Origin of the sequence: Povalibacter sp. (genome assembly GCF_036735925.1) — a bacterium.
In the GTDB taxonomy this organism is placed as follows: Bacteria; Pseudomonadota; Gammaproteobacteria; order Steroidobacterales; family Steroidobacteraceae; genus Steroidobacter.
On the sequence record NZ_DAINNK010000086.1, the window covers coordinates 10,320 to 19,081 of the forward strand.

The window sequence follows — 8,762 nt, forward strand, 5'->3', positions numbered from 1 at the left end:
CGTTCGTACTCCGTCTGCCGGTAGACGAGCGTCTCGCGCGCGGCGGCCAGATCCGCCTGGCGCTGGCGATAGATCGCGCGCAGCGATTCGACCTGCAGCTTCTGCTTGCCGAGCTGCGCCTGCGCCTCGGCGACGGCGATCTCGAACGGGCGCGCATCGAGCCGGAACAGCACATCGCCCGCGTGCACGAGCTGGTTGTCGTGCACGCGCAGTTCGGTCACGCGGCCCGCGACATTGGCGCTGATGCTGACCTGCCCGGCGCGCACGTAGGCATCGTCGGTGTCCTGATAACGGCCGCCGAACAGATAGAAATAGCCGCCGACCAGCAGCACCAGCAGCGGACCGCCCAGCATGAGCGGCAGGCGCAGGCGCTCGCGGCGGCTGCGCGGTGCGATGACGGGCGCAGAATTCTCCTGCGGGTCGCGGCTGATTTCTTCGCGCAGGACCTGCGGCTGAACGGCAGCATTCATCGGGCGGATCTAGGTTTGGTGGCACGGGAATTCGGAGTACGGGCAACGGCGGCGCGCGATGCGGGGAGCTCCTCCGCGCGCGCAGCCTCATCGGCCTTCGTCGCGATCAGGTTGTCGTGCGCGCGACTCAGCAGTTCGATCAGCAGGTTGCGCTCCTGCGCCTTGAAGCCGGCGAACGCTTCCGCGCGCACGGCATCGCTTTCCTTCCAGATCAGTTCGAGGATGGGCTGCGCCTTCTGCTTCAGATAGAGCTGACGCGCACGCCGGTCGGTCGGATGCGGACGGCGCTCGATCCAGTCGTCGCCTTCCATGCGATCGAGGATGCGCACCAGCGTCATCGGCTCGATGCCGCTGAGTTCTGCCAGCCGCACCTGACTGATGCCCTCGTTGCGCGCGAGTCGCGCCAGCACCTTGCACTGATCCAGCGTGACGTCCATGTGACGCAGGCGCTGCTGGAACAGGCGCGTGTACAGATGGGAGATGTCCTTGATCAGGAACCCGAAATTTCTGGTGATGTCCATTGGGCGGCTACCCTCCGGACGAGATAATAACAGTTGTTACTATATCGAAGCCTACGAATCCGTAATGTGTGACCGGAGTCCCGGGCAGAGGGGGGAAGGACAGGATTGGAGGGGCTGCAGGTCAGGCTTTGGCCAATGGCACCGACTTGAGGATTTGCTCTGCCTGTGGGGCCGGCTTCAGCCGGCCTGAAAACAGTCAGGCTGAAGCCTGACCTACAGTAGGAGGCTCCTGCCCTGACCCTCCCCCGCTGCCATCAACGCCAGTCCCTGCGCGACCGACGAGAACTCGTCGCCGCCGACGAGTTTCTCCGCACCGAACCGGCGGGCGAACAGCTCGCGCACTGCGGGCACCAGCGCGCTGCCGCCGGTCAGGAAGACGCGCGTGACGTCTGCGGCTTTCACGTTCGCGATGGTCAGCGCCTCATCGGCCGTCGCAGCGACCGCCGCGAGATCGTCGGCGATCCAGCGTTCGAAATCGTTGCGCGACACGACACGGTCGATTTCCACCGGCCCGGCCTTGAAGCGCAACTGCGTGACGTCCGCCGAGGTCAGTGCCTGCTTCACGCTCGACACGGCCTGGAACAGCGAGAAGCCTTCCTCGTTGCGGATCACGTGCACCAGTCCCTCGAACGCCTCGCGATCGTCGGCGGTCTTGAGGATGTCGCCGATGAGTCGCAGCGTCTGGCGGTTGTTCATCATCGAGAGCTGGTGCCAGCTCGAAAAATTCGAGTAGATCCACAACGGAATCGGCAGCGCCTTGGCTTCGGGGCGGAATTCCGAACCCATGCCGAGCGCCGGACACACGACGTTGTAGACGATCTGATAGTCGAAACGATCGCCGGCGATGCCGATGCCGGTCTGCGCGAGCGGCGCAATCTTCGGCTGGACTCCGCCCGCTGCCACTTCGACGACGGAAAAGTCGCTCGTGCCGCCACCCAGATCGGCGACCAGCACGAGATGCCGACCGCTGACCTTGCGCGCGAATGCATACGCCGCGGCTTCGGGCTCGAGACCGAAACGATCCGGCGCCTTGCCGGCGAATTCGAATGCCTGCGACAGGCGCGTCTGTGCGAGTGCGTCGTCGGGATTGGTGCCGGCAAAGCGGATCGGCCGCCCCGCAACCAGCGGCAACGCGGTCACGACCGCCTGCGATGCCGTCGCCTCGTACAGATGCCGCAGCAGCGTACCGACCAGATCGTCGAGCGCGTACACCTGCGAGAACATGCGCGTCTCGGTGAAGGTGCGACTGCCGAGAAAGGACTTCATCGACTGCACCAGCCGCGCCGGCCCCGTGCGCGCAAGGTAGTCGGCGATTGCATCCGCCCCGGCGCTGCTCACCGGCCGCTCGTGTGCGTTCTGCTCGTTCGGCCGGAAACACAGGATGGATGGCAGCACCGCCGCGACCCCCGAACGCGACGGCACGGGCAGCACGGCCGAGCGGCCTTCCCGATCGACGACGGCAATGACGGTATTGCTGGTGCCGAAATCGACACCGACGGCCAGCGGCTGCATGGGATTCACGGGGAAAAACGGGCCGCGGAAAGTACAGGCGCTGTCTGCTCGGGTCAATCAGGTTTCGCCAGAGAGAAGGTTCACACCGACGCAGAGCACGGCGGTCAAGACAAAGACAGAGAGATTTCCACGGGGGAAGAAGGGGGAACACGGGGGACACGGGGTTCGGAACAGAAAATTTCTTATCCCCGTGTTCCCCGTGTTCCCCTTTCTTCTCCCCGTGGAAATCTTCTTCTCCGATCTCCGTATGAAATCTTCCTCTTCAGCGCGAATTCACCGGCAAATCCACCGGTGAACGGATTCCCGCCCGCGGCCGCAGTCGCTTGCCGGCAGGTCGCCGCAACTGACCGGCCGGGTGCAGATTCGCAAGAACGTCGCGACTACTGTTCTCCCACGCTTCAGCAACCCGCAATACCGCGGAACGCAGCGAGAAAAGGGAGATTCAAATCATGTTCGCCTTCACCGAATTCAGCCGCCGCACCCGCAACACGCTGTGCCTGCTGATGTCGGCCGTCATTGTCGCCGGCAGCCTGTTCGCAGCCTCGTATGCCGCGAAGATGGCCGAGCACAACGGCTACTCGGTGACGATCACTCAGCTGCAGTAGGCATCCCCCTTCGCCGGTGCACGTCCACGCCGTGCGCCGGCGCTTTTTTTCCGGCGGAACCCTGCAGTCCGATTGATTCGTTGACCGAATGACACTTATCGCTGCCGCCCGAATGATCCGGGCGCGTCGAGCGGTTAACGTGTCGTCAACCCATCGACCGCAGGAGACTCCCGATGCCTTACAAAGTTGCCGTCCTCGTTGGCAGTCTGCGCAAGGACTCTTTCAGCCGGAAAATCGCCAATGCGATTGCCGATCTCGCGCCTGCCGGACTCACCTTTGAACAGGTACCCATCGGCGACCTGCCGCTCTACAACCAGGATCTGGAAACCGATTCGCCGCCGGCTGCGTGGACCGCGTTCCGCGACAAGGTCCGTCCGGCCGATGCCGTGCTGTTCGTGACGCCGGAGTACAACCGCTCCGTGCCCGGCGCGCTCAAGAACGCCATCGACGTCGCTTCGCGCCCCTACGGCAAGAGCGTGTTTCAGGGCAAACCCGCCGCCATCGTCAGCCTCTCGATGGGCAATCTTTCGGGCTTCGGCGCCAATCACCACCTGCGCCAGTCGCTGGTGTTCCTCGACATGCCGGTGCTGCAGCAGCCGGAGGCCTACATCGGCAACGCGCCGACCCTGCTCGACGACGCGGGCAAGGTGAAGAACCCCGACACGGAAAAATTCCTGCGCGGCTTCGGCGAGAAATTCGAGAAGTGGATCGGGAAGACCCGCTAAGAGGAAGATGGGTACGCAAAAAGCGCAAGGCGGAACGCAAGAGGCACAAAGGTTCTTGAAAAAAGACGCTTCTTCGTCTGCGCCTTTTGCGTTCCGCCCTGTGCCTTTTGCGTACCTGTTCTTGCTTACAACGTCGTGCAGGAACTCGACGCCGCGGCATCCAGGCGCGGGAAAGCCTCTTCCGCGACTTCCGAGCGGCAACGCTCGGGGCCGGCGGACGCGGCACAGGAAATCGTCACGTCCTTCAATGAACGCCGGGCGGTGTCGAGGCAGCGCACCGAGTAGGTCGTGGGTCCGTCCGCCTGGTTCTTCTGCTGGAAGCGCAGATACCAGCGCTCGCCGGACAGCGTGGCGAGTTGCATGACGCGGTTGCGACACTCCTGTGTCGCGCCGTCGCGGCAGTAACGTTCCTCGCAGGCCCTGATCGAGCCCGACTCGCAGCTCGCCTGCAATTCCTTCTCATGCGCCTTGAGTTCGGCCGGACCGCCGCCCTTGGTCCACGCCATGCACGCCGTGTTGTCGCCGGCATTGCACTGCTGCAGCAGCGCTTCGAGTTCGGCCGGGGACTTCCGCGGCACCGGCGTACGAGGGGCAGCACTGGATGAACGCTTCGTCGTGGTGATGCCCTGGACAAGCTTCGCGTCCGTGCCGCAGCGCTTGTCGGAGAAGATCTTCGAACCGTCGGGCGCGGTACACGTGTAGATCTGGGCCGGCACCTGCGAGGATGCCAGCAGCAAGCTCAGAACCAGCAGGGTGCGCCAGGACAGCCCCATCGAAACTCCCGAAAACATCCAATCCGCGACGGCGCCGATCTTACTGCAGGCGCCGTGCCTATCCCGACCGCACTGGGTCATGGGGATCTCGTTTTGTGCACCAGCGCACACCTGGAAGTTCGCCAATCCTGGGCTACTTCTTTTCCTCCAATTCGACGAACCCGATGGGTCGCCCCTTCGGCACGGGTGGCTGCATGAGTTCGCGGATGGCTTTGAGAATTCCAGTGATCGCCTGATCGTGGGTAGCGAGCTTGCGGGTAATAAGCGTTTCGAGGTCCTTGAGTTGCTGAGCGAGTTCCTTGTTGGAGGCGAGCAGTTCACGCATCTGCACGAATGCCCGCATGATTTCGATATTGACGGTGATGGCGCGCTCGCTCTTGAGCACGGAAGACAACATGGCCACGCCCTGCTCGGTAAAGGCGTAGGGCAGATATTTTCGGTGCTGCCCGCGGCCACGCTTTAAGGTCACAAGTTGTGACCTTAAAGCGGCCCACTCCAGCTTTGCTCCTGGTCATCCTTGACTCCTTGGGTTTCGATAGTGTGCGCGGGACGTACGAATGTACGGGCATCACCCTGCCTTGGCGAGCGCTCTGACCGAGTTCCGTTCTGTGCACCAGCGCACAAAGCACCGCAACAGGCGGCGGTTTGCCGCCGGTCGGGTACAGAGAGAGGCGCCCCGGCCGTTAAAGAGAAGGCGAGAAAGCAGCCAACGCCTCATGAGCACCTCATCCGACAACACTCTGCCCCGCCGCGCGCTCGTCGTCGACGCCGACCCGGCGACGCGCGAGTCGGCTGCCGCCCTGCTCAAGCTGCAGGGTTTCACGGTCACCACGGCGAGCGATGGTGCGGAAGCGCTGACGGTCTTTGCGCGCGACTGGTATCCGCTGGTTCTGCTCAGCCGCAGCATTCCCACGCTCGACGGCATCGAACTCGCCTCGCGCCTGCGCGTCATCGCGCTCGCGCCGGTCTACCTCATCATGCTCACCGGCAGCACCGATGCGCGCGACCATGAACTCGGTTACTGCGCCGGCGTCGATCAGTACCTGCTGCTGCAGAATTTTCCGGGCGAACTCGTCGGCAAGGCCGAAGCCGGCATGGTCGCGCTGCGCCGCCGGCGTTCGTCGCGGACCGGTCGGCTCGATGAACCGGCGACCGTCGATCTGGAGAACGGCGCACACACCGCCCGTCATCTCGTCGGACGATTGCGCGCCGAGATCGCGCAGGCGGCCCGCACGCGCGGTCTGCTGCAGATTCTCAGCGCCAGCCTCGAGACCGATGACGATGAAGCCTTTGCACGCCAGAACCTCGGCGCGTCGGCCTCGAACGCCCTGCTGCAGGCCGTCCACGATGCGATCCGTCCGAAACTCGACTGGGTGACCCGGCTGCCCGCGCCGGCGCACACCTGCCGGCTCGCGGTGGTGATGCCGGAAAGCTCGCCGATCGACGGGCCTGCCGTCGAACAGCGCATTCGTAATGCGTTCGTGCACTGGAACACGGAGTCCGCGCAGAGCGAAGTGCGCCTGAGCTGCGGGCTCGCGTCCATCTCGCGCAACGAAGCGCCGCCGACCGCACTGGAATTTCTCGGCCAGGCCGAACGCAATCGTCGCGGCAAGGACAATGCACGCACCGGTATCTTCCAGGTGCAACGCGACCACGCCGCCTGACGGTCCGACCGTTGATTGGTCACCGGTGTCGCGTCTGCCGTCGCGATAATCCACAGAGCCTGTGGATAAGCCCGGGAAAAGCGTACCTTGACTTTGCTGGCGTGCGGGAAATCGCCCGCTGCGCGTTGGATTGATCAAATTGCGAGCAGTCGGGCGGAGAAGCGCGACGGCTCGCGACGGCTCAGGCGCGACGCCTGCGGGCAGTCTTTGTCGGCCTGCCTTTCGGCGCCGCCTTCCTGGCCAGCAGTTTCTTGAGCTTGCGGCTCAGGACCTGCAGCTCCTGCTTGGCGCGCTTGGCCACTTTCTTGGCCTGCTTCATCAGCTTCCGCGCTTCCTTGGCCTGTCGCTTGGCGAACTGCCGGCGCTCGCGCGCTTCCCGATGCCGCGCTTCGAGTTCGGTGAGTTTGCCGTTGACTGCCGTCTTCTTCCCGGGACGCCTGGCCATGCGCTCTTCCTCTCGTTGTCCTGGTCGGGTCGCGCGGCAGAATAGCCTGCGCTTTCAAAAATCAGCAACTTGAGCCTCTGGTCAGACCTCCTTCGATGTGCGCGAGAGCGAACCGGACGGCGTCGCGCTCACTTCATATTTCTGTAACAGCGTGCCCTTAGTAATGGCGGCTCAACCAGAACACGCCCAGGCGTTCGTCTCGGGCGGCCCGCAGCTCATCGGAGGTTTCCATGTCCCATCGCCTCGCCCGCCGCACCTTGCGCGCCACGATCGCCCTCGTCCTCGCCGGTGCGACCTTCATCGCCACTGCGCATGACCGCGACCGCGATCGTGACCATCGCCATGACCACGGCTGGCACGACGGCCACGAGCGCGATTGCCACGACCGCGGGCCGATCACGCTCAAGGCGCTCGGCACCTACGATGCGGGCGAAGCCGGCTCGGCGGAAATCGTTGCCTACGACGCGAAGTCACGCCGCCTGTTCGTCGTCAACGCCGCGACCTCGACCGTCGACGTGCTGAGCGCACGCAATCCGCGCGCGCCGGGCAAAGTGACGACGATCGACACCTCCATCTTCGGCGCGCCGAACAGCGTCGCCGTCAACGACGGCCTCGTCGCCATCGCCATCGAGAGCAAGCCGAACAAGACCGATCCGGGCCGTGTCGCGTTCTACGACACCGACGGCAAACTGCTTTCCTCCGTGCGCGTCGGCTCGCTGCCGGACATGGTCACATTCACGCCGGACGGCAACTACCTGCTGGTCGCCAACGAAGCCGAGCCCAGCGGCTACGGCGCCGGCCAGGTCGATCCGGAAGGCTCCGTCAGCATCATCCCGGTGCCGAAGAACGAAAAGCAGGTGCGCAAGCTGAAGGACTCTGACGTACGCACCGCATCGTTCAAACAGTTCAACGGCAAGGAAGCCGAACTGCGCAGCCAGGGCATTCGCATCTACGGCCCGGGCGCCACCGCGGCCCAGGACTTCGAGCCGGAGTACATCGCCGTCTCGGAGGACTCGCGCAAGGCGTACGTGACGCTGCAGGAAAACAATGCCATCGCCGAGATCGATATCCAGCGCGCGCAGGTCACGAAGCTGCGCCCGCTCGGCTTCAAGGACTACAGCGAAGAACCGCGCGCCACGGCCACCTATGAATGGAAGGATCGCCCGTCGATCGGTGCGACCGCCGCAGGCCAGAAGCTCGCCCTCGGCGGATTCTCCGGCCTCGCCTTCGAAGGCGTCACCGGCGACGGCAAGCTGAAGTTCATCACGCACACGGATCGCGGCCCCAACGGCGAACCGGTCGGCGTGCGTCGCCCGTTCCTGCTGCCGCAGTTCAATCCGCACCTGGTGCGCTTCACGCTCGATCCGGCCAACGGCCGGTTCGAACTCACCGAACAGATTGCGCTGCGCGCCGCGAACGGCCGCCTGCTCACCGGCGTGTCGAACATCCTGCTGTCGCAGGACGGCAATCAGCCCTACAACGACGAAGTGCCTGTCGATCTGCGCGATCGGCCGCTGCCGCTCGATCCGCTGGGCGGCGATTTCGAAGGCATCGCCATCGATGCCGACGGCTCGTTCTGGATGGCCGACGAATATCGCCCCGCCATCTATCACTTCAGCAAGACCGGCCGGCTGATCGAACGGCTCATTCCGGTCGGCACGCATGCAGCGGCGGGCGCTGCGGTGCCCGCCGCTGGCGTCGCCGGCATTTACGGCACGGAAGTGCTGCCGGCCGTCATCGCGCAGCGTCGCCAGAATCGCGGCATGGAAGGCATCGCGATCCAGGACGGCAAGATCTATGCGTTCGTGCAGAGCCCGATCCGCAATCCGGCGACGCTGGCCAATGGCGCGCTGAATGCCATGAAGAACGTGCGCATCGTCGAATTCGATCCGGCGACGCGCGCAACCCGCCAGTTCCTGTACATCATGGACAACCCCGCCGCGGTCAGCGCCGACGACACGCGCGCCGACAAGATCGGCGATGTGGCGGCGATTCCCGGCGGCGGCTTCCTGGTGCTCGAACGCGACGACGACGCGGTGCCGGAAGA

Annotated in this window: 10 protein-coding genes; 4 read left to right on the forward strand and 6 right to left on the reverse strand. The window is 64.5% G+C overall.

Going from position 1 to position 8,762, the window contains the following annotated elements:
• From V7D81_RS19730 to V7D81_RS19740, 3 genes are all read right to left on the reverse strand, one after another.
• Nucleotides 1–470: biotin/lipoyl-binding protein (locus tag V7D81_RS19730; RefSeq protein ID WP_324319488.1), on the reverse strand; the 470-nt coding region annotated here is incomplete at its 3' end.
• Nucleotides 467–991, reverse strand: coding sequence for a MarR family winged helix-turn-helix transcriptional regulator (locus V7D81_RS19735; RefSeq protein ID WP_324319490.1), 525 nt, complete (start codon nt 989–991; stop codon nt 467–469). The genes V7D81_RS19730 and V7D81_RS19735, both read right to left, overlap by 4 nt.
• A 213-nt stretch (nt 992–1,204) precedes the next feature.
• Entirely contained in the window at nt 1,205–2,503 is a 1,299-nt protein-coding gene (locus tag V7D81_RS19740) for an Hsp70 family protein (RefSeq protein WP_324319492.1), read from the reverse strand.
• Nucleotides 2,504–2,952: 449 nt separating this feature from the next.
• Between V7D81_RS19740 and V7D81_RS19745 the strand changes: the two genes are divergently transcribed.
• Both V7D81_RS19745 and V7D81_RS19750 read left to right on the forward strand, forming a co-directional pair.
• Nucleotides 2,953–3,108 (forward strand): hypothetical protein, encoded by a 156-nt coding sequence (locus tag V7D81_RS19745; protein ID WP_324319494.1) that lies wholly within the window; start codon nt 2,953–2,955, stop codon nt 3,106–3,108.
• 173 nt (nt 3,109–3,281) lie between these two features.
• The gene (locus tag V7D81_RS19750; protein WP_324319496.1) at nt 3,282–3,833 is read left to right on the forward strand and encodes an NADPH-dependent FMN reductase; all 552 of its coding nucleotides are present in this window, start codon (nt 3,282–3,284) and stop codon (nt 3,831–3,833) included.
• Nucleotides 3,834–3,958: 125 nt separating this feature from the next.
• Here the strand turns inward: V7D81_RS19750 and V7D81_RS19755 are convergent, their stop codons facing one another.
• Nucleotides 3,959–4,606, reverse strand: a complete 648-nt coding sequence (locus V7D81_RS19755; RefSeq protein ID WP_324319498.1) for a DUF4124 domain-containing protein — start codon at nt 4,604–4,606, stop codon at nt 3,959–3,961.
• A 133-nt stretch (nt 4,607–4,739) separates the two neighbouring features.
• On the reverse strand, nt 4,740–5,075 hold the full coding sequence (locus V7D81_RS19760) for a hypothetical protein (RefSeq protein WP_349257697.1): 336 nt from the start codon (nt 5,073–5,075) through the stop codon (nt 4,740–4,742).
• 247 nt (nt 5,076–5,322) lie between these two features.
• Between V7D81_RS19760 and V7D81_RS19765 the strand changes: the two genes are divergently transcribed.
• Nucleotides 5,323–6,270, forward strand: a complete 948-nt coding sequence (locus V7D81_RS19765) for a response regulator (RefSeq protein ID WP_324319500.1) — start codon at nt 5,323–5,325, stop codon at nt 6,268–6,270.
• Between the two features lie 181 nt (nt 6,271–6,451).
• Here the strand turns inward: V7D81_RS19765 and V7D81_RS19770 are convergent, their stop codons facing one another.
• Complete coding sequence (locus tag V7D81_RS19770; RefSeq protein WP_324319502.1) at nt 6,452–6,715, reverse strand: hypothetical protein; 264 nt, start codon at nt 6,713–6,715, stop codon at nt 6,452–6,454.
• 230 nt (nt 6,716–6,945) lie between these two features.
• On the opposite strand from V7D81_RS19770, the gene V7D81_RS19775 reads away from it, so the two are divergent.
• The coding region (locus V7D81_RS19775) for a choice-of-anchor I domain-containing protein (RefSeq protein WP_324319504.1) at nt 6,946–8,762 on the forward strand (1,817 nt) is incomplete at its 3' end.

Coding starts and splice junctions, on each gene's coding strand:
- V7D81_RS19750 (WP_324319496.1), top strand. CDS start 3,282: ATGCCTTACAAAGTTGCCGTCCTCGTTGGCAGTCTGCGCAAGGACTCT.
- V7D81_RS19770 (WP_324319502.1), bottom strand. CDS start 6,715: ATGGCCAGGCGTCCCGGGAAGAAGACGGCAGTCAACGGCAAACTCACC.
- V7D81_RS19745 (WP_324319494.1), top strand. CDS start 2,953: ATGTTCGCCTTCACCGAATTCAGCCGCCGCACCCGCAACACGCTGTGC.
- V7D81_RS19735 (WP_324319490.1), bottom strand. CDS start 991: ATGGACATCACCAGAAATTTCGGGTTCCTGATCAAGGACATCTCCCAT.
- V7D81_RS19765 (WP_324319500.1), top strand. CDS start 5,323: ATGAGCACCTCATCCGACAACACTCTGCCCCGCCGCGCGCTCGTCGTC.
- V7D81_RS19755 (WP_324319498.1), bottom strand. CDS start 4,606: ATGGGGCTGTCCTGGCGCACCCTGCTGGTTCTGAGCTTGCTGCTGGCA.
- V7D81_RS19740 (WP_324319492.1), bottom strand. CDS start 2,503: ATGCAGCCGCTGGCCGTCGGTGTCGATTTCGGCACCAGCAATACCGTC.